This is a genomic window from Photorhabdus sp. RM322S, from assembly GCF_042879395.1.
Classification (GTDB): Bacteria; Pseudomonadota; Gammaproteobacteria; order Enterobacterales; family Enterobacteriaceae; genus Photorhabdus; species Photorhabdus khanii.
The window spans coordinates 26,674-49,025 of the sequence record NZ_JBHFKW010000013.1; the positions used below are offsets into that span (position 1 = coordinate 26,674).

The following is a 22,352-nucleotide window of genomic DNA, read 5'->3' on the forward strand; positions in this document are numbered from 1 at the left end:
ATCATAGCAAATGAAAAAAAATACTGACATTGGCAAATTTTAACAAGCAACAGGTTTACATTTTTTTATCTCGCTTGCTGATATCTGCGTTAAAGCCAGATATCAGCAAGCGAACAATTAAGGGCTGACGATAAAGGAGGATTGCTGTATTTGATCAGCCAGCTTCTGTTGTAAATCGGTAGCTTGCTGGCGATTGTTGAATGGCCCCAATTGTACACGATAAACGTTGCTATATTGGGTTATTCGTCCTTGAACATTAAAGCGTTGTTCCAGGGTATGTTGCCACTCTTTTGCCCGTTGTTCACTGCTAACAGCACCAACCTGAACCATAAAACCATTTTTCGTAGAGGTTGGGGCAGCGGTTGTTGACGTACTATTTGTCACAGGTTTAGGCGGTTGTAACTTCATTGCGGGTAGTTGCCCAGTGACTTCTGACTGTACAGGCAATGGTTGTGTTTGCTCCACCGGTTGATTTGCCAAAGGCTGGCTGCTCGTTTGATCCGGAACATGCTCCATTGTGGGTGTTCCTAGTGGCCCTGTTGTTAGAACTGGCCTGCCGGGTAGCGCATAACTCTGCTTAACTATCTGGCTGCCGACAGTACCGGGACCAGATAAAGAACCATCTTGGGCAACTTGAATAAAATCAATCTTAACTTTGGTACTTTGAGTCAGATTCAGGCGTTCAGCAGAAGCTTTTGACAGATCGATAATCCGCCCTTGTTTATAAGGACCACGGTCATTGATTCTGACAACCATCATACGGCCATTACTCAAGTTGGTCACCCGGACATAGCTCGGAATTGGTAGGGTGGGATGGGCTGCCGTCAAAGCATAAGGATTGAAACGTTCACCAATCGCTGTCATTTTGCCACTGGATTCTGCGCTATACCAACTGGCATAACCCGTTTCACTGAACTGAGATGGGTCTTGAACAATATGATAAATATGTCCGTTCATCTGATAATCATTATTAGCGCTGGGGTGATAAGGCTCATAATGAGGTTCAGCACCCAAAACATCCTGTGTTGGTACTGCTGGTAACGGGGAAGATTTTTGCTCGTCAGGAGTGGTACAGCCGGATAATGAAGCCACAATCATGCCGAGTATAAGCCAGTGTTGACGCATTGAAACCTCTTCTTTATAAACTTTTAGACAATAATTTTCGGTGTGTGTGAATCGACATTATAATGCCGAAACCGGCCATTAAGACGATTAATGCTGAACCGCCATAACTGACAAATGGCAGAGGAACCCCTACCACAGGCAGAATACCGCTCACCATGCCGATATTTACGAAGATATAAACAAACAAGATTAGCATTAGGCCGCCAACCATGACCCGGCCAAAAGTATTCTGTGCTCTGGTTGCGATAACCAGCCCGCGCATAATTAATAACAAATATAATGTTAATAACAGTAGTACGCCAATCAAACCAAGCTCTTCCGATAGCACGGCAAATATGAAGTCAGTATGGCGTTCTGGAAGAAATTCCAACTGAGATTGTGTCCCGAACAACCAGCCTTTACCTGATAAGCCACCGGAGCCAATAGCGATTTTCGATTGAATGATATGGTAACCCTTACCCAATGGATCAGTTTCTGGATCAAGTAACATCATTACGCGATCACGCTGGTATCCATGCATCAGAAAGAACCACAAAATAGGGATAAAGCAGGCTAATAGTAGAGCCGCAATACCAATCAGCCGCCAGCTCATTCCTGCAAGGAACAGGACAAATAGACCGGAAGCCGCGACCAGAATTGAAGTACCCAAGTCTGGTTGGGCGGCGACCAGTAAAGTGGGTAGAAAAATCAGCATTAAAGCGATAGTGGTATTTTTCAGCGATGGCGGACATAAATCGCGGTTCATAAAACGGGCAATCATCAGTGGTACTGCAATTTTGGCAATTTCAGAAGGCTGGAAACGGATGATCCCCAGATCAAGCCAGCGTTGTGCCCCTTTACTGATCTGCCCGAAAGCATCGACAAAAATCAGTAAAATGACACAAACAATATAGAGATAAGGTGCCCAGCTTTCATAAACTCTTGGTGGGATCTGCGCCATAATGATCATGACAACAAATCCGGCACCAATTTGGCCGATTCTGCGCTCCATCATCCCCATATCTTGACCGCTGGCGCTCCACATAACAAAAGCGCTGTATACCAGTAGTGCCAGAATGCATAGCAGCAATGGCGGGTCGATATGTAATCTGGTCCAGAGAGGAACCTTTTTCTGGTTTTCTGTCATAGTGTTATTCAGTCACTTTCTGTTCCGGGTGGTGCAGGGGCAGCATCCGGTAATATTGTATTGTTATCCCCTAACAGTACATGGTCGAGGATTTGGCGGACAAGGGTTCCCACTGTTGGACCTGCACCACCATTCTCTAAAATAATGGAAAGGGCTACTGTCGGATTCTCATAAGGGGCGAAAGCAATCATAAGTTTGTGATCCCGTAAATGTTCAGCAATTTTACTGGCATTGTAAGTTTCATAACTATAGACCTGTGCTGTTCCTGATTTGGCGGCAGCTTTATACGGTGTGCCGGTAAAACTCTTGTGACCGGTACCATTTGGCAGGTTAGCAACACCATACATGCCACTTTTCGCCAGTTCCCAGTACCCTGAATGGATATCACCTATCTGAACATTTTCTGTTTGTTGATAAGGGATCATCTCACCTTTCAACTTTTTACCCAGTAACAGATGCGGCGTTTTCACATTACCGTCATTAATTAAGGTTGTCAGCGCCTTGACCATTTGAATGGGGGTTGCTGTCCAGTATCCCTGGCCGATACCTACAGGAATAGTATCTCCTTGATACCAAGGTTTTTTATATTTTTTTTGCTTCCATTCGCGGGTCGGCATGATCCCTGAGCGTTCTTCAGCCAGGTCGATTCCGGTGTATTCGCCATAACCAAATTTGGTCATCCACTCAGACAGACGATCAATGCCCATATCATAGGCAACTTGATAGAAGAAAGTATCCGCAGATTCCACAATGGCTCTATATGCATTGAGACTACCATGTCCCCAGCGTTTCCAGTCACGATAGCGTTTTTCTGAACCTGGCAATTGCCACCAGCCCGGATCAAAAACAGTTGTATTTTTATTGATAACGCTTGTGCTGAGTGCTGCAACGGTAATGAAAGGTTTAACCGTTGAAGCAGGAGGATAGATCCCTTGAGTCGCACGATTAATAAGCGGTCGGTCAGGGTTGTTTAATAATTCCTGATAGTTCTTATTGGAGATACCGTTTACGAACAGGTTTGGGTCATAACTTGGGTTAGATACTAAGGCCAGAATTTCCCCGTTACGTGGATCACTGACAACGACTGCGGCACGGCTGGTTGTGAGAAGTTTCTCAATATAGATCTGCAATTCAAGATCGATAGTCAGGTAAATATCCTGTCCAGCCTGTGGCGGTTGTTCATGTAATTGACGTATCACACGGCCACGATTATTGACTTCGACTTCTTCATAACCAGTTCTGCCGTGTAAAACAGACTCATAATAGCGTTCAATACCTAGCTTACCGATATCATGGGTAGCTGCATAATTGGGTAAAATCCCTTCCTTATCCAACCGTTCTACATCTTTATCATTAATTTTGGCGACATAGCCAATGATATGAGTCAACGCTGAACCATAAGGGTAGAAACGGCGTTGGTAGCCCTTTATTTCAAGGCCGGGGAAACGATACTGGTTAACAGCAAAACGTGCCACTTGAATATGATCAAGCGACGCTTTCAGTGGAATAGAGGTAAAGCGGCGTGAACGCTTACGTTCTTTTTCAAAGTTGGCAATGTCTTCGTCAGTCAGATCGATAACATCCCGTAAATCATTGAGCGTTTGCTCAAGTTTTTCTACCTTTTCAGGTACGATTTCCAACTGGTAAATTGTTCGGTTAAGCGCCAATGGTGTGCCTTTACGGTCATAAATAATACCCCGGCTTGGCGCGATTGGAACCAGTTTAATGCGGTTTTCGTTTGAGCGGGTTTGGTAGTCTTCGTGGCGGGTGATTTGTAAATGATAAAGATTGGCAACCAAGACACCAGTCAGTACCAGGATAACAATAAACGCCACCAATGCGCGGCGGGCAAACAGGGCTGATTCAGCCGTGTAATCACGAAAAGGGGTACGTTTATTTTTCATCCCATTGCCAGAATTCGCTTTATCCGTTGGTAACCAAATTATTCCCGATGATAGGGATGATTGGTGGTAATACTCCATGCCCGGTACAGGCTTTCTGCAACTAAAACCCGGACTAAAGGATGGGGCAAGGTCAGTGGCGACAGTGACCAGCTTTGTTCTGCGGCGGCTTTACATGCTGGCGCAAGACCTTCTGGTCCGCCGATAAGCAAACTGACATCTCTGCCATCCTGTTTCCAATGTTCAAGCTGTTGCGCCAGTTGAGGTGTTTCCCAACGGGAACCAGGAATATCCAGAGTGACAATACGGTTGCTTTTGCCGACAGCGGCCAGCATTTGTTCACCTTCTTTTTCCAGAATGCGTTTAATATCCGCGTTTTTGCCTCGTTTCCCCGCCGGAATTTCTACCAGATCAAATGGCATGTCTTTTGGAAAACGGCGCAAATAATCTATAAAGCCGGCCTGTATCCAGTCCGGCATTTTTGTACCTACAGCGACTAATTGCAGCTTCAAACTCAGCTCCAAAGCTTTTCAAGTTCATACATGCGGCGACTCTCTTCCTGCATGACATGTACAATAACTTCACCGAGGTCTACGACAATCCAGTCAGATATGCCCTGTCCCTCAACACCAAGTGGAGCCAAACCGTTCGCACGACAGTCATCAACCAGATTATCTGCGACGGACATCAGATGGCGGTTGGAAGTTCCTGTGCAGATAATCATGCAATCGGTAATGCTGGATTTTCCGTGAACATCCAGAGAAATAATATCCTGTGCTTTGGAGTCTTCAAGTTTATCAATAACAAACTGTTGGAGTTCTTTACCTTGCAAAAGGCTCATCCTTATTTTTTATCAAAATTGATCAAATAGTGCGGAATAATAGCATGCCAGGTCACTCAAGGGTAAGGCCAACTAAGTGACTAATCGGGGCAGATTTCGCTATTGGCGATATAACCCCTGTGAATCTATATACTTTTGTACTGAAGGGGATAGCAAATCATCACAACTTAGCCCTTGCTGGTGGCGTTGCCGGATATCTGTTGCTGAGATGCGTAACAGCGGTGTATTAGCCAGATAGATATAACCGTTAGGTTTGTTACTAAGTAGAGTGGGATTGTCGATTTGATGTTGCGTAAGCCATTGCTGCATTTCGATTGTAGAAAGCTGGGTTTGATAACTGGGACGAGCACAAACCAGCAAATGGCAAATATTCAGCAGTTCTTGCCAGCGATGCCAAGTATGCAGTGATAACAAAGAGTCCTGGCCGATTATAAATGCCAGTGGTTGATTTTCACCAAACTCCTGACGGAATGATTCCAACGTATCTATTGTGTACGACGGGGTGGTACGCTCCAGTTCACGGGTATCGACAGTGAATAGTGGATTGCCCTGTACCGCCAGCCGAACCATTTCCAGCCGTTGTTGTGCGGTGGCTTCTGGCTGTGGGCGGTGGGGGGGAACGTGATTTGGCAGTAGAATCACTTGCTTTAGGCCAGTTTGGTGTGCCAGAGCTTCAACCGAATGCAGGTGCCCATAATGAATTGGATCAAATGTTCCACCAAATAATGCCTGAATAACGGGATGTGTCGGACAAATAGAATCAATGGCGTGAGGCATTAAAAAAGCTCTCAGGTAATGTTTTCCCACATAACAACATGGAAATTGTTTCTAAATCTGGCCAGACAGACTGACCGTAATCCTGTTTAATCCGGAGTTCCATCTGTACAAGTAAATGGACTGCTAGCTGTAAATCATGCTGAGTTAAGCGTTGCAGTGCATTTGTTAGTAATGGGCGGCGGTTTTGCCATATTCGATGTTGATCTAACAGAGTTTTTATAGCAATTGTGGTGCTTTGGCGCTTTAGTGTAAGTAGCAGCAGCAATTCACGCTGTATGGTACGTAACAGAATAACGGCCTCACAATCTTCCTGTTGTAACTGTTTCAGAATATGCCAGGCTCGTTTTGCCTTACCTGATAATAGAGAGTCTACCCAGTGATAAGGTGTAAAGTGAGCCGCGTCATTCACCGCATTTTCAATACGGTGTAAGGTCAGTTTACCATCTGGATATAGCAGGGAGAGCCGCTCAAGAGCCTGAGTCAGTGCTAATAAGTTCCCTTCATAGCAGTAACACAGCAGTTGATTGGCTTGCGCTTCCAGAGTCAGTTTCATGACTTTGGCCCGTTGCGCGACCCATTGAGGCAGACGGTTCAATTCAGGCGTTTGACAACTGATGTAGACACCGTTTTTCCCTAATGTTTTAAACCAGCTACTGTTCTCCTGAGCTTTGGTCAATTTCAAACCGCGCAATATCAGCAGTATATCTGGATGAAGTAATTCCGCTAGTTTTACCAGTTGTTCAGCCATTACTGCGTTAGGGCCATTTTCCGGCAACAGTAAAGTGAGTGTTTGACGACTGGCAAACAGGCTTAATGACTGGCAAACACTAAATACTTCATCCCATTCGGTATGATTATCCAGAGTATAAGTGAAGTGTTCAGTGAAAGAGTGCTGTTCAGCCGTCTTGCGAATATGATCCTGGCTTTCCTGTAATAGCAGGGGTTCATTGCCCCATATCAGATAACAGTTTCGCAGCCCTTCATTGAGCTGCGAAATCAGTTGTTCGGGATAGAGTTTGATCATTGTGCCCGCGTAGCTTGCTGTTCCGCTTGTTTTTCTCTGGTTTTCTGTTTTTCTGCACTGTGAACAGTCAGTAACTGGCGAACTAACTGACGTGCCGCCTGTTCGCGCATTTCTTGATTGATCATCTCGTTTTCAGCATCTTTTGCCAATGCTTCTAACGGGTTGTCGAAGAAAGAGCGGTCAACTCTGGATTGAAGCGGGTAGATGCTACCGTTTGGCATAATAACCTGTGCATCGACATACAGTGTCAATTGGCGCTCAGCCGCCTTACCATCCTGGAAAACGGAAACGGTATCTTTATTTTCTGAAGAACCGATTAGCCTCAGAATAGGGATTTCGGCGCTACCATTTTCAAGGATAGTGACGTTATTCAGACGAAGTTGTTGGCGAACAGAACGGGTCAGAGGCCCATATGGATCACTGCTCGTTAATTGCAGCTTTTTGAGTTCCGGTGGTACCTGAGTGGTACCGCGCAGATGAAAACCGCAGCCAGCGGTGACCAGCACCGCTAACCCCAGCAACAACGTTAAAATACGATGCCGCACATTGCCTCCTTTTATTATCCGACGACCAGATTCAGCAGTTTGCCTGGTACATAGATGACCTTACGAATAGTGACGCCTTCAAGGTATCTCGCCACTCCATATTCTTTTGCTGCCATATCATGAACATATTCTTTAGTAGAATCTGTCGGTACGGTAACACGACCACGTACTTTACCGTTAACTTGAATGACTACCAGTTTGGTGTCATCAACCATTGCCTGCTCATCAGCTTGCGGCCAGTCAGCCGTATCGATATCACCTTCACCGCCCAGAGCTTGCCACATAGTAAAACAAGTGTGAGGCGTGATGGGTGACAACATACGGACAACCGCCAACAGCGCTTCCTGCATCAGAGCGCGATCCTGCTCCGTTTCCTGTGGTGCGCGAGTCAGTTTATTCATTAATTCCATCACGGCAGCGATGGCTGTGTTGAATGCCTGACGGCGACCGACATCATCGGTAACTTTAGCGATGGTTTTGTGCAGATCACGGAACAGATCTTTCTGTTCTGCGGTCAGATTTGTGATCTCCAGCGGTTGAGTTACTCCTTTACTGCTATGTTCATAAACCAGGCGCCATACACGTTTCAGGAAGCGATTTGCGCCTTCAACACTGGACTCTTGCCATTCCAGAGTCAATTCTGGTGGAGCAGCGAACATCATAAACAGGCGGACGGTATCGGCACCGTATTTTTCCACCATCAATTGTGGATCAACACCGTTGTTTTTGGATTTAGACATTTTGCTCATGCCGGTGTAAACTAGCTCATGGCCTTCTCTGTCTGTCGCCCTGATGATACGACCTTTATCATCACGTTCAACAAGGGCATCAACTGGGGAAACCCAAACTTTTTCGCCATTTTTGCCGATATGATAGAAAGCATCGGCCAGAACCATTCCCTGACACAGCAGACGTTTTGCGGGCTCATTAGAATTGACCATACCAGCGTCACGCATTAGTTTGTGGAAGAAACGGAAATACATCAGGTGCATGATAGCGTGTTCGATACCACCGATATATTGATCAACTGGCAGCCAGTAATTAGCCGCAGCCGGATCAAGCATACCTTTGTCATATTCTGGACAGGTGTAACGAGCGTAGTACCAGGAAGATTCCATAAAGGTATCGAAGGTATCTGTTTCACGCAGCGCTGGCTGACCGTTGATAGTGGTTTTCGCCCACTCAGGATCCGCTTTAATCGGGCTGGTGATACCATTCATGGTGACATCTTCCGGCAGAATAACCGGCAGTTGATCTTCTGGAGCCGGAACAACGGTACCATCTTCTAGCGTAGCCATTGGAATAGGGGCACCCCAATAACGCTGACGGGAAACTCCCCAATCACGCAGGCGATAGTTGACTTTACGTTTACCTACGCCCATTTCGACCAGTTTATCAGCAATGGCGTTGAAACCAGTTTCGTGATTCAGGCCGCTGAATTCTCCGGAGTTGAACAGGACATTCTTGTCTGTCACTGGCGCTTCATGAACATTCGGTTCGTTGCCTTCACTGTCCAGAATAACGGCTTTGATTGGCAGGTTATATTTCGTCGCAAATTCCCAATCGCGTTGGTCGTGACCAGGAACGGCCATGACAGCACCGGTGCCGTATTCCATCAAAACAAAGTTTGCAACCCAGATTGCCACTTTCTCTTTGGTTAACGGATGAATAGCAAACATGCCGGTTGCCATGCCTTTCTTCTCCATTGTTGCCATATCTGCTTCAGCAACTTTGGTGTTACGACATTCATTAATGAAAGCGGTCAGTTCAGGGTTGTTTTCTGTTGCTTGTTTTACCAGAGGGTGACCTGCGGCAACCGCGACATAAGTGGCACCCAGGAATGTATCAGGACGGGTGGTATAGACGGTCAGTTTCTCCTGACTGTCAGCCACATCGAAAGTAATTTCTACACCTTCAGAGCGTCCAATCCAGTTGCGTTGCATGGTTTTGACTTGCTCAGGCCACTCTTCCAGCGTATCCAAATCGTTTAGCAACTCTTCGGCATAATCAGTGATTTTGATAAACCACTGTGGAATCTCTTTACGTTCAACTTTGGTGTCACAACGCCAGCAGCAGCCGTCAACCACTTGTTCATTGGCCAGAACAGTCAGATCGTGGGGGCACCAGTTAACAGCGGAGGTTTTTTTATAAACCAGGCCCTTTTCATACAGTTTGGTGAAAAACCACTGTTCCCAACGGTAATATTCAGGCGTACAGGTAGTGACTTCACGATCCCAGTCGTAACCAAAACCCAGTGTTTTCAACTGACCTTTCATATACTCGATGTTGGCATAGGTCCATGGAGCCGGTGCGGTGTTATTTTTCACCGCCGCGCCTTCTGCGGGCAGGCCAAATGCATCCCAGCCAATAGGTTGCAGGACATTTTTGCCAAGCATACGCTGGTAACGAGAGATAACATCACCAATAGTGTAGTTACGTACGTGACCCATGTGTAGTCGGCCAGAAGGGTAAGGTAGCATGGACAGGCAGTAATATTTTTCTTTTCTGTTGTCTTCTGTCACTTTAAAAGTTTGCTTCTCTTGCCAGTGAAGCTGAACTTGCGGCTCTATATCTTCTGGACGGTATTGTTCTTGCATGACACCGATGATCCTATGGTGAGTAAAAAGCTACGCTTGTAGCAATCATTTAGTTGGTGAAATATGAGGTCGGCATAGCATATCTGATTTGATACGCAAGCAACAGGGGTTCTGAGGGAAAATCCGGTGGCGACGGGCACCACCACCGGAAATGAGATAATACTAATGAAGAATTTTAGCCAGAAACTCTTTAGCGCGATCTGATTTTGGATTGGCAAAGAAATCTTCTTTCTTGCTGTCTTCAACAATTTTGCCTTCATCCATAAAGATAACCCGATTGGCTACTTTACGGGCAAAACCCATTTCGTGGGTAACAACCATCATGGTCATACCTTCGTCCGCCAGCTTAACCATGACGTCGAGCACTTCATTGATCATTTCAGGGTCGAGTGCGGAAGTGGGTTCGTCGAACAACATAGCAATAGGGTCCATGCAAAGTGCACGGGCGATTGCCACGCGTTGTTGCTGACCACCGGAAAGTTGTGACGGGAATTTGTTAGCCTGACTGGCAAGCCCGACACGTTCAAGCAGTTTCAGCCCCTTTTCTTCTGCCGCTTTTTTATCACGGTTAAGCACTTTAATCTGAGCCAGAGTAAGATTCTCAATGATGGAGAGGTGTGGGAACAGCTCAAAGTGCTGGAACACCATGCCGACTTTTGAACGTAACTGCGCCAGATTGGTGTTTTTGTCATTGACTTTAATGTCATTAACCAGAATTTCACCCTGTTGGATGGATTCCAGACCATTGACCGTCTTTATCAGGGTGGATTTACCGGAGCCAGATGGGCCACAGACCACAACGACTTCACCTTTTTTAACTTCAGTTGAGCAGTTAGCAAGCACCTGAAATTGGCCATACCATTTGGATACATTTTTCAGGGAGATCATCAAACAGTCCTTTTCTTCAAATAGTTAACCAGCATAGATGCGGCAAAACTAATAATAAAATAAATAAAACCAGCAAACAGGATCATTTCAACCTGAGTGCCATCACGCTCACCGATATTCGCTGCGGTACGGAAAAAGTCCGCCAGACTGAGTACATACACCAGTGAGGTGTCTTGAAACAGCACGATACCCTGTGTCAGTAACAGCGGGGTCATCGCACGGAATGCCTGAGGCAGAATCACCATTCTCATGCTTTGCATTGACGTCATCCCCAATGCCAGTGCTGCCGAAGATTGCCCGCGGGAAATACTCTGAATGCCTGCACGGATAATTTCTGAATAGTAAGCCGCTTCGAAAAATGCAAACGCGACCATGGCTGAAATTAAACGAATATCCGTTTTGGGTGAAATACCGAGAACATCCTGCAATAGGCTAGGCACAATCAGATAGAACCATAACAGTACCATGACCAATGGTACAGAACGGAACAGATTGACATATAAAGTTGCAAACCAGCTCAGGGCTTTTACAGAAGAGAGGCGCATAACGGCCAGTACGGTTCCCCAAAGGATACCGATAACAATAGCAATAATGGTGATTTTTGCTGTAATGACTAAGCCTTGCAGCAGAAAAGGGATACTGGGAACAATAGAACTCCAGTCAAACTCGTACATTTATTGACCTCCAATATTACCCGGTAAACGCACTTTCTTCTCAAGCAAGTGCATGGCAAGCATAATCACCAGATTGATTCCAACATAGGCCAGTGTGATCGCAGTAAATGATTCATAAGCATGTGCTGAGTAATCGAGTAATTTACCTGCCTGTGCTGCCATATCCACGAGGCCAATAGTGGAGGCGATAGCGGAATTTTTTACCAGATTCATCATTTCTGAAGTCATTGGTGGAATGATGACCCGGTAAGCATTTGGCAGCAGGACGTAGCGATAGGTTTGTGGCAGGGTTAACCCCATTGCCAACCCTGCGGCTTTCTGACCGCGTGGTAATGATTGTATGGCAGCCCGAACCTGCTCACACACACGTGCAGCGGTGAAAAGACCTAAACAGATAGTGGAAGAAATGAAAAACTGGATGTTAGGATCCAGTTCAATTTTAAACCATATACTGATTTTTTCCGGCAACAGCTCAGGCATAACCAGATACCAGGTGAAAAACTGAACAATCAGTGGTACGTTACGAAAAAGCTCAACATAACAGGTACCTATCCCAGACAATATTTTATTGGGAACAGTACGTAGGATGCCGAAGAGCGAACCGACAACGAAGGCGATAATCCAGGCGCAGATAGACAAGGCAATTGTGACTTGAAATCCGGCTATCAACCAGCCGAGATAAGTGGTATTGCCGAAAGGGGCAGCTTGCAAAAAGATGTCCCAGTTCCAATTGATTGACATAATAATACTCCCTGCAAGGGTATGGCTTGATCCCTTGAAAACACTTGATTGGCCGGGAAAAAAAAGCGAGGTAGGGAACGACCACCTCGCACCCAGTAGTGCCAATCAAATTGTCATTTTTTTAATTATATTTTTAGTTAAGTGCCTTATCATTCGGCGATTTAAATAGTGCTTTCATTTCATCAGACAAAGAAAAGTTCAAGTTCAGATTCTTGGGAGGAATCGGGTGTTTGAACCAGCGATCAAATGATTTCTCTGCCACGCCGGAGGCTTGTGCCTGAATAATGGTTTCATCGATCAGTTTTTTAAACTCAAGATCGTCTTTGCGTAATATACAACCGTAAGCTTCTTTAGATTGAGCTTTACCCACGATCTCCCATTGGTTAGGTTTTTTCGCTTTTGCGCGTTCACCAGCTAATAGAGCATCGTCCATCATAAAGGCTATTGCGCGGCCGGATTCTAAAGTACGGAATGCGTCACCATGATCTTTTGCGCTGATGATGCGCATTTTCATGTTTTTCTCATCGTTGAGTTTATTCAGCAATATTTCAGAAGTCGTACCGGAGGTGACAACGACGTTTTTACCAACCAAATCTGGGAAATCTTTTACGCCGGAATCTTTTTTAGTCAGCAAACGAGTATTAACAACAAAGATGCTGTTAGAGAAAGTGGCTTGTTTCTGGCGCTCAAGGTTATTGCTGGTGGAACCGCATTCGAAATCATAAGTCCCATTTTGAAGTAGAGGGATACGATTTTGAGAGGTCACGGGTATCAATTTTATTTGCAGATTTGGCATGCCGAGTTTCTTCTTCACGGCCTCAACAATCAGATTGGAATAATCCTGTGAGTAGCCGACGACTTTTTGTTGATTATCGTAGTAAGAAAAAGGCACGGAGGATTCACGGTGTCCCACAATGATCACGCCATCATCTTTTATCTTTTTCAGTGTCCCTGTTAATTCTTCGGCTTGAGCAGCACCTGCCGCGCCAAGTAACATCATGGTTAATACTAGGTTACGCATTCGCATATACAACTCCTTTGATGTGGTTATCGTTTGCGATGTTATGTTTGCAAAAGTCTCTCTGGTGATTTGTTTTTAACCAAGGATCATTTGCTGTTATATGTATATGTAGTGTTAAAAAATAGTACAAAAGGGTTAGTCAATGAAAATGAATTGTTTCTATTTCGGGAGCTGTCTCGCACTATAAATGAACAATTCTACTTATCTTGCACAATTAAGGTGTGTGATTATCACTTTTTTGGTGCATTTTCCCCTTTTTATTAGTTAAACAGGTATTTCCCTTTTCATTCATGGAGATAATAGCAATTAACGTGCCAAAGTAATAAGGAGGGCTAAAATTAAGGCCAATAAATCATTCAATCAGATTATTTTTTTAACATCAATCATTGAGGATTGGCATGGTTAACTATCAGTGACAGTTGTTTGGCGTTATTACAGAATAACCATGCCGGATTGTATCAGGGGTGATCAATGGTGGGATTGGGCAAAGTATATTTCATACCAATTGCCAGACGATTCCAGAGATTGATAAGGCCGATCAATAACGTCAAATCGACAATCTCTTTTTCATCAAATTCAGCCAATAATGGGGTGTAATGTTCATCATTTGCTTCAATTTCGGCAATTCGGGATAAAACATCTGTCCAACCTAAAGCGGCACGTTCCCGTGATGTGAAAATAGTGGCTTCTTTCCAGGCGCTCAGGAGGTAGAGTTTTTGCTCGTTGCTTCCTGCTTTACGGGCAGCTTTGGAATGCATATTAAGGCAAAAGGCACAGCCATTGATTTGGGAGGCTCTTACCTTGACGAGTTCGATAAGCTCTTTACCGAGGGTTGATTTGTAAGTTAATTCATCGACCTTGGCTACTGCGCTATAAAGTTCTGGTGAAACTTCCGCTGGCCGCGGACGGTTTGCTTGCATAACTTGTTACTCCTGTGTTTTTTCTATCAATTGAATGAAAAAATGGATTGAAAGTTAATTTGCTTCTGAATGATATAAAGGAGCTATTTCATTTCGCTCTCTTTTGTTTGTATGGATATTTGGATTAAGATTGCCGACGGTTATAGATCAGTGCAAATAGGGTAAACAATACCGTGATTCCCCATACTGGCCAATTACCCCAGTGTGCATACGGTGTCATCCCGGTTGCGGGTGTCACCTTAGCGTTTAAAACACGGCGGGTAAATTGTGGGAGTGCCTCCTGCACTTTCCCATCTGGGCCGACAACGGCTGTAATGCCATTATTTGTACCACGCAACAATGGGCGTCCTAATTCGAGGGAGCGCATACGTGCCATCTGGAAATGCTGCCAGGGGCCGATTGAGTGCCCAAACCAGGCATCATTGGAAACAGTCAGCAAGAATTCGGTATCTGGTTTGAAATTAGCACGAACTTGCTCACCAAGTATAATTTCATAACAAATGGCGGCGGTCAGATTATATCCGGCAACAGAAAGTTGTGGTTGAGTGTAGTTACCACGGCTGAATGAAGACATTGGCAAATTGAAGAATGGCGCCAGAGGTCGGAGCAGAGACTCCAGAGGAACAAACTCGCCGAAGGGTACCAGATGATATTTATCGTAGCGGATGGCCGCGGGATATTGGTAAGGTATTTTATCACCAAGGACAATCAGACTGTTATAGGTCTTATAGCTGTTGCCGACTGCTCTTTCATCAACAATGCCGGTAATAAGGCTGGTGTGCTGATTGCGTAATAGCATATCCAATTTTGCCAGAAAATTACGTTGGTAACCTTCCAGTGAAGGAATTGCAGATTCCGGCCAGATGATTATCGGTATTTTACCGATATATGGCAGGCTATTACCCATATAGATGTCTAGGGTTTCACTGAGCATTTTTGGGTCCCATTTCAGGGATTGTGGGATGTTTCCCTGAACCAGTGCCACATCAACCGCTTTCTCAGGCAGCAGGTTGTACCACTGATAATGGCGCATTGGCCAAGGTAATAGCAGAATGGCGATAGCGATAATACCCGCGACAATTTTTCGGTGCGTGACCGCCAGAACTAATAACCCGCTGACAGCCATTAACAGGAAAGTGATGGCTTCAACACCTAAGATAGGTGCGATGGCTTCCATTGGGCCATCTAATTGGCTGTAGCCGAACTGTAGCCAGGGAAAACCGGTCAGAACCCAACCACGCAGGAATTCGGTGAGTTGCCATAATGCAGGTGCTGCTACCGCGAGTCTCAACCAGTTCGTTTTTGCGAAAAAACGGTTGAGCAAGCTTGCAAATAAAGCGGGATAGAGTGAGAGATAGGCTGCAAGTAATATGACCAGCAGAATATTAACTGCGGTTGGCATGCCACCAAAATTGGCAATACTGACATACACCCAGTTTATTCCCGTGCCAAACAGACCAAACCCCCAGCAAAAAGCGATAAAGGCTGCTTGCCGGACTGTTCTGTTTAACGTCAGAAGTTGCAGCCCAAATAAGGAGATAATGGCGGCAGGCCAGAAGCCAAAAGGTGAAAAAGCCAGTGTTCCACTGGCTCCGAAAGATAGTGCCAGTAAGGCACGAAGCCGCTGGCAATTTAATAATGAGACTTTGTTCATCCAGACTCTATTCTTCTTCAAGGTTAGGCATTGGAGCATCGTTTGGTATCGTAACATGAACCTGAATAATTCTCCGGCTATCGGACATAGCAACTTTAAAGAGATAACCGTTGATATCAACAGACTCTCCTCTGGCGGGTAAGTGACCGAATGCCTGCATAACCAGACCACCAATAGTATCCACTTCCTCGTCGCTGAATTGGGTACCAAAGGCTTCATTAAAGTCTTCAATCTGAGTGAGCGCTCGCACCGTATAGGTATGACGGCTCAGAGCCCGAATATCGACATCTTCTTCTTCATCGTATTCGTCTTCAATTTCACCGACGATCAGTTCAAGAATATCTTCGATAGTGACCAGACCCGATACACCACCAAATTCATCAATGACGATTGCCATATGATAACGTAGAGAACGGAACTCTTTTAGCATGCGGTCAACCCGCTTACTTTCAGGTACAACGACAGCCTGACGCAGAACTTTATCTATGCTAAATGGTGGGGCATCGGTGCGCATAAATGGCAACAAGTCTTTTGCCATTAAAATCCCTTCAATGTGATCTTTGTCTTCACTGATCACAGGGAAACGTGAATGAGCCGAATCGATAATCACATCCAGACATTCGTCCAGGGTTTGATTACGTTTTAAGGTAACGATTTGGGAACGGGGGATCATGATATCGCGGACACGTTGATCAGAAATATCCATGACCCCTTCGAGCATATCGCGGGTATCAGGATCAATCAGATCGTTTTGTTCAGAGTCACGGATCAGTTCCACCAGTTCATCACGGCTTTTTGGCTCACCGTGAAAGAGCTGGTTAAGAAGAAGAGTAAAAAAACCTTTCTTAGGGCCAGGGTTATCGTTACTTGAAGAATGGTCGTCGCTCATGGCGTTTTAATGAAAATTTCCCATTAAATAAGTTGTTGTCGGTATTTTTTAGCATAAAAATGGTGAGAGTGGTTACTCTTTTTCTGCAAGATAGGGATCAGCATAACCTAGCTTTTGCATAATTTCTGTTTCCAGAGATTCCATTTCTTCTGCTTCATCATCTTCGATATGGTCATAGCCCAGCAGATGCAGGCAGCCGTGCACAACCATATGTGCCCAATGCTCTTCTACGGTTTTTTGTTGCTCCTCCGCTTCTTTTTCAACGACCTGACGACAGATAATTAGATCGCCAAGCAGGGGTAAATCAACCTCTGGTGGTGCTTCAAATGGAAAAGATAACACATTTGTTGGCTTATCTTTACCGCGATAAGTCAGATTTAAGTCTTGGCTTTCTGCCTTATCAACAATGCGGATTGTTACTTCACTTTCAGATTGAAATTGAGGTAAAACCCCATCCAGCCATTGCTGGAACAGGGTTTCTTCAGGAAGACTTTGTGAGCTCTCACAGGCAATTTGTAAATCAAGTATGACTGAACTCATTGTGCTTCCTGTTTGCGTTGTTCACTGAGTGTCTGCTTACGTTTTTGCTCCGTTGCTTCCCACTCTTCATAAGCGATGACCACTTTGGCAACAACCGGGTGACGGACAACATCATCACTGTGGAAAAAGTTAAAACTCAATTCACTGACCCCTGACAGAACCTCAATCGCGTGGTGCAGGCCGGATTTCTGTCCACGAGGCAGGTCAATCTGTGTAACGTCGCCTGTGACAACCGCTTTGGAGTTGAAGCCGATACGGGTCAGGAACATCTTCATCTGCTCTATGGTTGTGTTCTGGCTCTCATCCAGAATAATAAACGCGTCATTAAGAGTTCGTCCACGCATATAAGCTAATGGGGCAACTTCAATAACGTTTCGTTCGATCAGCTTCTCAACTTTTTCAAAACCCAGCATTTCAAACAAGGCGTCGTAGAGCGGGCGTAAATATGGATCAACTTTCTGGCTCAGGTCGCCAGGCAGGAAACCCAGTTTTTCGCCCGCTTCTACTGCCGGGCGGGTTAGCAGGATACGGCGAATTTCCTGACGTTCCAGTGCATCAACTGCTGCGGCAACAGCCAAATAAGTTTTTCCTGTGCCGGCAGGACCAACTCCGAACGTAATATCATGGCTAAGAATATTGGCAATATACTGTGCCTGATTAGGTGTGCGTGGTTTCACCATGCCACGTTTGGTTCGAATATTAACGGCTTTACCGTACTCAGGTATGTTTTCGGCAGCTTGCTCTAGAACCCGGCTCTCGGTAATCGCCAGATGAATTTGCTCTGGTTTGATATCAGGGATAACACCACGGACAGAGGCCGTTTGCACATATAAATGGCGTAGGATATTGGTGGCAGCACTAACGCTTAACGGTTTGCCCATCAATTTAAAACGGTTGTCACGACGGCTGATTTCAATGCCCAGCCGGCGCTCAAGCTGCTTCAAATTGTCATCAAACGGGCCGCATAGGCTCATCAGGCGTTGATTGTCGGCCGGTTCGAGGAAAATTTCCTGGGTTGCGACTTGTGAATGAGTTTGTTGAATCACTAATTATCTCTATATTTAAGGCTGATAACTGCCGACCCCGATCTCATCTTCTTTGCGGGTACGGGCTATAACGGACTCAGGTGATTCGTGTATACGAAGATCCATCTGATCTTCTGTACCGATGACTTTACCGCGCAGTGAGTTGGCGTAGACATCAACAATTTCAACATCAACGAATTTACCAATCATGTCAGGTTGGCCTTCAAAGTTGACGACTCGATTGTTTTCAGTACGGCCGGAAAGTTCCATCACATTTTTACGGGAAGTTCCTTCAACCAGAATACGTTGTACACTACCCAACATAGCACGGCTGTAGCCCATAGCTTGTTGATTGATGCGTTGTTGCAGTAGATAAAGACGCTGTTTTTTCTCTTCTTCGCTGACATCATCAGGCAGATCCGCTGCTGGCGTTCCCGGACGGGCGGAATAGATGAAGCTGTAGCTCATATCGAAATTGACATCAGCGATCAGTTTCATTGTTCTCTCAAAGTCGTCCTGGGTTTCACCTGGGAAGCCGATGATAAAATCAGAGCTTATTAGGATCTCTGGTCGTGCTTTACGCAGTTTGCGGATAATACTTTTATATTCAAGGGCAGTGTGCGCACGTTTCATCAGAGTCAGAATGCGATCAGAACCACTTTGTACCGGCAAATGCAGGAAGCTAACCAACTCCGGTGTATCTTCATAAACAGCGATAATATCGTCTGTGAATTCAATAGGATGGCTGGTGGTAAAACGAATACGATCAATGCCATCTATAGCGGCGACCAGACGGATTAATTCAGCGAAAGAGCAGATATCACCATCATAAGTTGCACCACGATAAGCATTCACGTTCTGACCGAGAAGATTAACTTCACGTACACCCTGTGCGGCAAGCTGGGCGATTTCAAACAAAACATCATCACTTGGGCGGCTGACTTCTTCACCGCGGGTATAAGGTACAACACAGAAAGTACAGTATTTGTTGCAACCCTCCATAATGGAAACGAATGCAGATGGGCCGTCAGCACGTGGTTCAGGCAGACGGTCAAATTTCTCAATTTCCGGGAAGCTGATATCAACAACCGGGCTGCGGGTGCCTTTCACCTGGTTGATCATTTCAGGTAAACGGTGCAGTGTTTGTGGCCCAAAAATAATATCTACACACTGGGCGCGCTGACGGATGAAATCCCCTTCCTGAGAAGCGACGCAGCCACCAACGCCAATAATGATATCTGGATTGGTGTCTTTCAAATTTTTCCAGCGGCCTAACTGATGGAAAACTTTTTCTTGTGCTTTTTCACGGATTGAACAGGTATTCAATAGTAAAATGTCTGCTTCTTCGGCGACATTGGTTAACTGATAACCGTGAGTACTTTCGAGCAGGTCGGCCATTTTAGATGAATCATATTCATTCATCTGACAGCCCCAAGTTTTAATATACAGTTTTTTTATCGTCGACATTTTCTTGTGCATCCGGGCTTTCTACAGTGCTTAAGGAGATTATTGCACTGCAAAAGCAGTTGTGTATTAGGCATAAAGTTGCCGGATATTGTAGTCATTTGAGGGAGCAGTGACCAGACTGTTAAACAGGATATTCTCTACCGAAGGATTAAAAATCCGGTACACTGTGCCAATCAATGAGTTAATAGCATGACTGATATGAATAATTCGCAACAGATTTTTGATGTAGTGGTGGTTGGTGCTGGCATGATCGGTGCTGCGACAGCATTGGGACTGGCGCAAGAAGGCTGGACAGTCGCTTTGTTGGATCATCAGCCACCACAATCTTATGATGCACAGAGTTATCCTGATGTGCGCGTATCGGCAATCAGTTGTGCTTCTGTAGATTTGCTCAAACAACTTGGTGCATGGGATGCGGTATTACAGATGCGCAGTGCGCTGTATCGCAAATTGGAGACTTGGGAGCAAAATGATTCCAATTTGGTGTTTGATGCACAAAATCTGGGTCTGCCTGAGCTGGGCTATATGGTTGAAAACCGTATTTTGCAGCTGGCGCTGTGGCGGCAGTTTGAAAAATACCCCAATTTGACTTTGCTGTGCCCTGCGGTAATGCAATTAATGCAGCGGCAGAAAGCGAGCTGGTTGGTCACTCTGGATAATGGCATTGAAATTAATACCCGTTTGATTGCCGGGGCTGATGGTGCCCGTTCTCAGGTTCGGCAAATGGCAGGGATTGGTAGCCGTGGCTGGCAATACAGACAGTCTTGTATGTTGATTACAGTAAAAACCGAGCAGCCACAGCAAGATATTACCTGGCAGCAGTTTTTCCCTTCTGGCCCAAGAGCATTTCTTCCGCTATTTGACCAATGGGCTTCGCTGGTGTGGTATGACAAACCGGCACGTATACGGCAGTTACAGGCAATGCCAATGATTCAACTTGAGCAGGAGATTTTTCAGGCCTTTCCTGTGCGGTTAGGCAAAGTGACCCCTGTTGCCGCCGGCTCATTTCCTTTGGCTCGTCATCATGCTAACAGTTATGTGCGTGAAGGATTAGTCTTGCTGGGCGATGCGGCTCATACCATTAATCCGCTGGCAGGGCAGGGGGTTAATCTTGGTTACCGGGATGTAGATACGTTGCTTAATGTTTTGGTGAAGGCCAGAGAATTAACAGAAAAATGGGATTCACTGGAAGTGCTTATGCGTTATCAGCGTCACAGAATGCCGGATAACCTGATGATGCAAGCTGGAATGGATCTGTTTTACACCGTGTTCAGTAATGAGTTACCGGGGCTGAAAGTTGCACGTAATCTGGCATTGATGGCAGCTCAACGAGCTGGAGTAATGAAAAAAGCGGCGCTTAAATATGCGTTGGGATTGTAATGTATAGATTGGTATTAGCAGATAAAATAAACGTAATTGCACCGACAACGGAAAGTACTTCATCAAATTCAATCACCAGGTTGCTGCTGATTTATAAAAAAGGTATTAAGGACGATCTGAGTGAATCAGAGAAGAAAATCCTGAGAGAGTTAAATGAGAGGTGGTAAAGATGGATAGTAAACTGTTTTCCAAGCTGACTGAAAGCATGACACAGATGAATGAGATCATTAACGGTGAACGTGCGCCCTCTCGTGAAACTAACGTTGAGGCGATAAAAGTAAAGAGTATTCGCCAAGCGACGGGCTTAAGTCAAACGGGTTTTGCCAAGTTGATTTCTGTTAATGTTGGAACTTTGCGCAATTAGGAATAGGAAAGGCGTGAGCCAACCGGACCGGTGAAAGAGCGATGAGACAAGTGTGGGATGTGCAATAAACAGCGATTAAAGAAAATTGGGTGAGCCGGATGGGGAACTATAGGCATAAAAGCAAAAACGCCATCCCGAAAGGCGGCGCTTCACTGCAAAGAATATTCTTTTGATATTCTTTGCCAACATGTTGCTTGTTGCAACACATTGATTTAACTGGCTGGGGTACGAGGATTCGAACCTCGGAATGCTGGAATCAGAATCCAGTGCCTTACCGCTTGGCGATACCCCAAAAATGGTGGCTACGACGGGAATCGAACCTGTGACCCCAGCATTATGAGTGCTGTGCTCTAACCAGCTGAGCTACGTAGCCATTTTATTTACGATGCAAGAGACTTTATCGCAAAATATCAGTGGACAACATTCATCTAATGGCTGGGGTACCAGGATTCGAACCTGGGTATGCCAGGATCAAAACCTGGTGCCTTACCGCTTGGCGATACCCCAACTGAAAGTATTCACTGCACAACGCATTGTATTATCAAAATGATGGCTGGGGTACCAGGATTCGAACCTGGGTATGCCAGGATCAAAACCTGGTGCCTTACCGCTTGGCGATACCCCATCTGCATGATAACAACTTGATGAAAGAAATGGTGCGGAAGGCGAGACTTGAACTCGCACACCTTGCGGCGCCAGAACCTAAATCTGGTGCGTCTACCAATTTCGCCACTCCCGCAAAGATGGTGGCTACGACGGGAATCGAACCTGTGACCCCAGCATTATGAGTGCTGTGCTCTAACCAGCTGAGCTACGTAGCCATCCTTTTTGCATTACCTTCATCGGCGTTGCG

At 45.5% G+C, this 22,352-nt stretch carries 20 protein-coding genes, 6 tRNA genes and 2 pseudogenes; 3 read left to right on the forward strand and 25 right to left on the reverse strand.

Going from position 1 to position 22,352, the window contains the following annotated elements; translation table 11 throughout:
• Positions 1–117: 117 nt before the first annotated feature.
• From rlpA to miaB, 19 genes are all read right to left on the reverse strand, one after another.
• On the reverse strand, positions 118–1,125 hold the full coding sequence (rlpA, locus tag ACGF63_RS09780; RefSeq protein WP_387630413.1) for an endolytic peptidoglycan transglycosylase RlpA: 1,008 nt from the start codon (positions 1,123–1,125) through the stop codon (positions 118–120).
• A 13-nt stretch (positions 1,126–1,138) separates the two neighbouring features.
• A complete protein-coding gene (gene mrdB, locus ACGF63_RS09785; protein ID WP_036850461.1) occupies positions 1,139–2,251 on the reverse strand; it encodes a peptidoglycan glycosyltransferase MrdB in 1,113 nt (370 codons plus the stop codon).
• Between the two features lie 8 nt (positions 2,252–2,259).
• Positions 2,260–4,155: a peptidoglycan DD-transpeptidase MrdA gene (gene mrdA / locus ACGF63_RS09790; RefSeq protein ID WP_036850468.1), complete on the reverse strand. Its 1,896-nt coding sequence runs from the start codon at positions 4,153–4,155 to the stop codon at positions 2,260–2,262.
• 38 nt (positions 4,156–4,193) lie between these two features.
• A complete protein-coding gene (gene rlmH, locus ACGF63_RS09795; protein WP_036850471.1) occupies positions 4,194–4,664 on the reverse strand; it encodes a 23S rRNA (pseudouridine(1915)-N(3))-methyltransferase RlmH in 471 nt (156 codons plus the stop codon).
• Between the two features lie 2 nt (positions 4,665–4,666).
• The gene (gene rsfS, locus ACGF63_RS09800) at positions 4,667–4,993 is read right to left on the reverse strand and encodes a ribosome silencing factor (protein ID WP_081738292.1); all 327 of its coding nucleotides are present in this window, start codon (positions 4,991–4,993) and stop codon (positions 4,667–4,669) included.
• A 99-nt stretch (positions 4,994–5,092) separates the two neighbouring features.
• Positions 5,093–5,770, reverse strand: a complete 678-nt coding sequence (gene nadD, locus ACGF63_RS09805; protein ID WP_051477503.1) for a nicotinate-nucleotide adenylyltransferase — start codon at positions 5,768–5,770, stop codon at positions 5,093–5,095.
• Entirely contained in the window at positions 5,754–6,794 is a 1,041-nt protein-coding gene (gene holA / locus ACGF63_RS09810) for a DNA polymerase III subunit delta (RefSeq protein ID WP_387630418.1), read from the reverse strand. The genes nadD and holA overlap by 17 nt, the downstream gene beginning before the upstream one ends.
• Positions 6,791–7,339, reverse strand: a complete 549-nt coding sequence (gene lptE / locus ACGF63_RS09815) for an LPS assembly lipoprotein LptE (protein WP_051477504.1) — start codon at positions 7,337–7,339, stop codon at positions 6,791–6,793. The genes holA and lptE overlap by 4 nt, the downstream gene beginning before the upstream one ends.
• A 14-nt stretch (positions 7,340–7,353) precedes the next feature.
• Positions 7,354–9,936 carry a leucine--tRNA ligase gene (gene leuS, locus ACGF63_RS09820; RefSeq protein WP_387630421.1) on the reverse strand — a complete coding sequence of 861 codons (2,583 nt, stop codon included), beginning with the start codon at positions 9,934–9,936 and terminating at the stop codon, positions 7,354–7,356.
• A gap of 162 nt (positions 9,937–10,098) precedes the next feature.
• Positions 10,099–10,824 (reverse strand): amino acid ABC transporter ATP-binding protein, encoded by a 726-nt coding sequence (locus ACGF63_RS09825; protein WP_152964153.1) that lies wholly within the window; start codon positions 10,822–10,824, stop codon positions 10,099–10,101.
• Positions 10,824–11,498, reverse strand: a complete 675-nt coding sequence (gene gltK, locus ACGF63_RS09830) for a glutamate/aspartate ABC transporter permease GltK (protein WP_152964152.1) — start codon at positions 11,496–11,498, stop codon at positions 10,824–10,826. Before gltK ends, ACGF63_RS09825 begins: the two co-directional genes overlap by 1 nt.
• Positions 11,499–12,239 (reverse strand): amino acid ABC transporter permease, encoded by a 741-nt coding sequence (locus ACGF63_RS09835; RefSeq protein ID WP_046973647.1) that lies wholly within the window; start codon positions 12,237–12,239, stop codon positions 11,499–11,501.
• Positions 12,240–12,372: 133 nt separating this feature from the next.
• On the reverse strand, positions 12,373–13,266 hold the full coding sequence (locus ACGF63_RS09840) for a glutamate/aspartate ABC transporter substrate-binding protein (protein WP_036850486.1): 894 nt from the start codon (positions 13,264–13,266) through the stop codon (positions 12,373–12,375).
• A gap of 452 nt (positions 13,267–13,718) precedes the next feature.
• Positions 13,719–14,180 (reverse strand): carboxymuconolactone decarboxylase family protein, encoded by a 462-nt coding sequence (locus ACGF63_RS09845; RefSeq protein WP_036850489.1) that lies wholly within the window; start codon positions 14,178–14,180, stop codon positions 13,719–13,721.
• A gap of 124 nt (positions 14,181–14,304) precedes the next feature.
• On the reverse strand, positions 14,305–15,834 hold the full coding sequence (gene lnt, locus ACGF63_RS09850) for an apolipoprotein N-acyltransferase (protein WP_387630427.1): 1,530 nt from the start codon (positions 15,832–15,834) through the stop codon (positions 14,305–14,307).
• Positions 15,835–15,841: 7 nt separating this feature from the next.
• Positions 15,842–16,723, reverse strand: a complete 882-nt coding sequence (gene corC, locus ACGF63_RS09855; protein WP_036850495.1) for a CNNM family magnesium/cobalt transport protein CorC — start codon at positions 16,721–16,723, stop codon at positions 15,842–15,844.
• A gap of 72 nt (positions 16,724–16,795) precedes the next feature.
• Positions 16,796–17,263 (reverse strand): rRNA maturation RNase YbeY, encoded by a 468-nt coding sequence (gene ybeY / locus ACGF63_RS09860; RefSeq protein ID WP_152964148.1) that lies wholly within the window; start codon positions 17,261–17,263, stop codon positions 16,796–16,798.
• Positions 17,260–18,237 carry a PhoH family protein gene (locus ACGF63_RS09865; RefSeq protein ID WP_387630471.1) on the reverse strand — a complete coding sequence of 326 codons (978 nt, stop codon included), beginning with the start codon at positions 18,235–18,237 and terminating at the stop codon, positions 17,260–17,262. Before ACGF63_RS09865 ends, ybeY begins: the two co-directional genes overlap by 4 nt.
• Before the next feature lie 87 nt (positions 18,238–18,324).
• Positions 18,325–19,755 carry a tRNA (N6-isopentenyl adenosine(37)-C2)-methylthiotransferase MiaB gene (gene miaB / locus ACGF63_RS09870; protein ID WP_152964147.1) on the reverse strand — a complete coding sequence of 477 codons (1,431 nt, stop codon included), beginning with the start codon at positions 19,753–19,755 and terminating at the stop codon, positions 18,325–18,327.
• A gap of 198 nt (positions 19,756–19,953) precedes the next feature.
• Between miaB and ubiF the strand changes: the two genes are divergently transcribed.
• The 3 genes and pseudogenes from ubiF to ACGF63_RS09885 form a co-directional block, all read left to right on the forward strand.
• Positions 19,954–21,135: a 3-demethoxyubiquinol 3-hydroxylase gene (gene ubiF, locus ACGF63_RS09875; RefSeq protein WP_387630473.1), complete on the forward strand. Its 1,182-nt coding sequence runs from the start codon at positions 19,954–19,956 to the stop codon at positions 21,133–21,135.
• Positions 21,136–21,212: 77 nt separating this feature from the next.
• Positions 21,213–21,302, forward strand: a pseudogene (locus ACGF63_RS09880) (type II toxin-antitoxin system RelE/ParE family toxin); the annotation flags it as partial.
• Between the two features lie 2 nt (positions 21,303–21,304).
• A pseudogene (locus ACGF63_RS09885) lies at positions 21,305–21,496 on the forward strand (helix-turn-helix domain-containing protein); the annotation flags it as partial.
• Between the two features lie 220 nt (positions 21,497–21,716).
• On the opposite strand, the gene ACGF63_RS09890 reads toward ACGF63_RS09885, so the two are convergent.
• The 6 genes from ACGF63_RS09890 to ACGF63_RS09915 form a co-directional block, all read right to left on the reverse strand.
• A tRNA-Gln gene (locus ACGF63_RS09890) sits at positions 21,717–21,791 on the reverse strand.
• 4 nt (positions 21,792–21,795) lie between these two features.
• Positions 21,796–21,872 (reverse strand) — tRNA-Met (locus tag ACGF63_RS09895).
• A gap of 59 nt (positions 21,873–21,931) precedes the next feature.
• Positions 21,932–22,006 (reverse strand) — tRNA-Gln (locus tag ACGF63_RS09900).
• 43 nt (positions 22,007–22,049) lie between these two features.
• Positions 22,050–22,124, reverse strand: a tRNA-Gln gene (locus ACGF63_RS09905).
• Between the two features lie 29 nt (positions 22,125–22,153).
• A tRNA-Leu gene (locus ACGF63_RS09910) sits at positions 22,154–22,238 on the reverse strand.
• Positions 22,239–22,243: 5 nt separating this feature from the next.
• Positions 22,244–22,320 (reverse strand) — tRNA-Met (locus tag ACGF63_RS09915).
• Between the last annotated feature and the right edge of the window lie 32 nt (positions 22,321–22,352).

Excerpts from the sequence above, each read along its gene's own strand:
- rlpA (WP_387630413.1), bottom strand. The coding sequence starts at position 1,125 with ATGCGTCAACACTGGCTTATACTCGGCATGATTGTGGCTTCATTATCC.
- mrdB (WP_036850461.1), bottom strand. The coding sequence starts at position 2,251 with ATGACAGAAAACCAGAAAAAGGTTCCTCTCTGGACCAGATTACATATC.
- mrdA (WP_036850468.1), bottom strand. The coding sequence starts at position 4,155 with ATGAAAAATAAACGTACCCCTTTTCGTGATTACACGGCTGAATCAGCC.
- rsfS (WP_081738292.1), bottom strand. The coding sequence starts at position 4,993 with ATGAGCCTTTTGCAAGGTAAAGAACTCCAACAGTTTGTTATTGATAAA.
- nadD (WP_051477503.1), bottom strand. The coding sequence starts at position 5,770 with ATGCCTCACGCCATTGATTCTATTTGTCCGACACATCCCGTTATTCAG.
- holA (WP_387630418.1), bottom strand. The coding sequence starts at position 6,794 with ATGATCAAACTCTATCCCGAACAACTGATTTCGCAGCTCAATGAAGGG.
- leuS (WP_387630421.1), bottom strand. The coding sequence starts at position 9,936 with ATGCAAGAACAATACCGTCCAGAAGATATAGAGCCGCAAGTTCAGCTT.
- ACGF63_RS09825 (WP_152964153.1), bottom strand. The coding sequence starts at position 10,824 with ATGATCTCCCTGAAAAATGTATCCAAATGGTATGGCCAATTTCAGGTG.
- gltK (WP_152964152.1), bottom strand. The coding sequence starts at position 11,498 with ATGTACGAGTTTGACTGGAGTTCTATTGTTCCCAGTATCCCTTTTCTG.
- ACGF63_RS09835 (WP_046973647.1), bottom strand. The coding sequence starts at position 12,239 with ATGTCAATCAATTGGAACTGGGACATCTTTTTGCAAGCTGCCCCTTTC.
- ACGF63_RS09840 (WP_036850486.1), bottom strand. The coding sequence starts at position 13,266 with ATGCGAATGCGTAACCTAGTATTAACCATGATGTTACTTGGCGCGGCA.
- ACGF63_RS09845 (WP_036850489.1), bottom strand. The coding sequence starts at position 14,180 with ATGCAAGCAAACCGTCCGCGGCCAGCGGAAGTTTCACCAGAACTTTAT.
- lnt (WP_387630427.1), bottom strand. The coding sequence starts at position 15,834 with ATGAACAAAGTCTCATTATTAAATTGCCAGCGGCTTCGTGCCTTACTG.
- corC (WP_036850495.1), bottom strand. The coding sequence starts at position 16,723 with ATGAGCGACGACCATTCTTCAAGTAACGATAACCCTGGCCCTAAGAAA.
- ybeY (WP_152964148.1), bottom strand. The coding sequence starts at position 17,263 with ATGAGTTCAGTCATACTTGATTTACAAATTGCCTGTGAGAGCTCACAA.
- ACGF63_RS09865 (WP_387630471.1), bottom strand. The coding sequence starts at position 18,237 with ATGAGCCTATGCGGCCCGTTTGATGACAATTTGAAGCAGCTTGAGCGC.
- miaB (WP_152964147.1), bottom strand. The coding sequence starts at position 19,755 with ATGTCGACGATAAAAAAACTGTATATTAAAACTTGGGGCTGTCAGATG.
- ubiF (WP_387630473.1), top strand. The coding sequence starts at position 19,954 with ATGAATAATTCGCAACAGATTTTTGATGTAGTGGTGGTTGGTGCTGGC.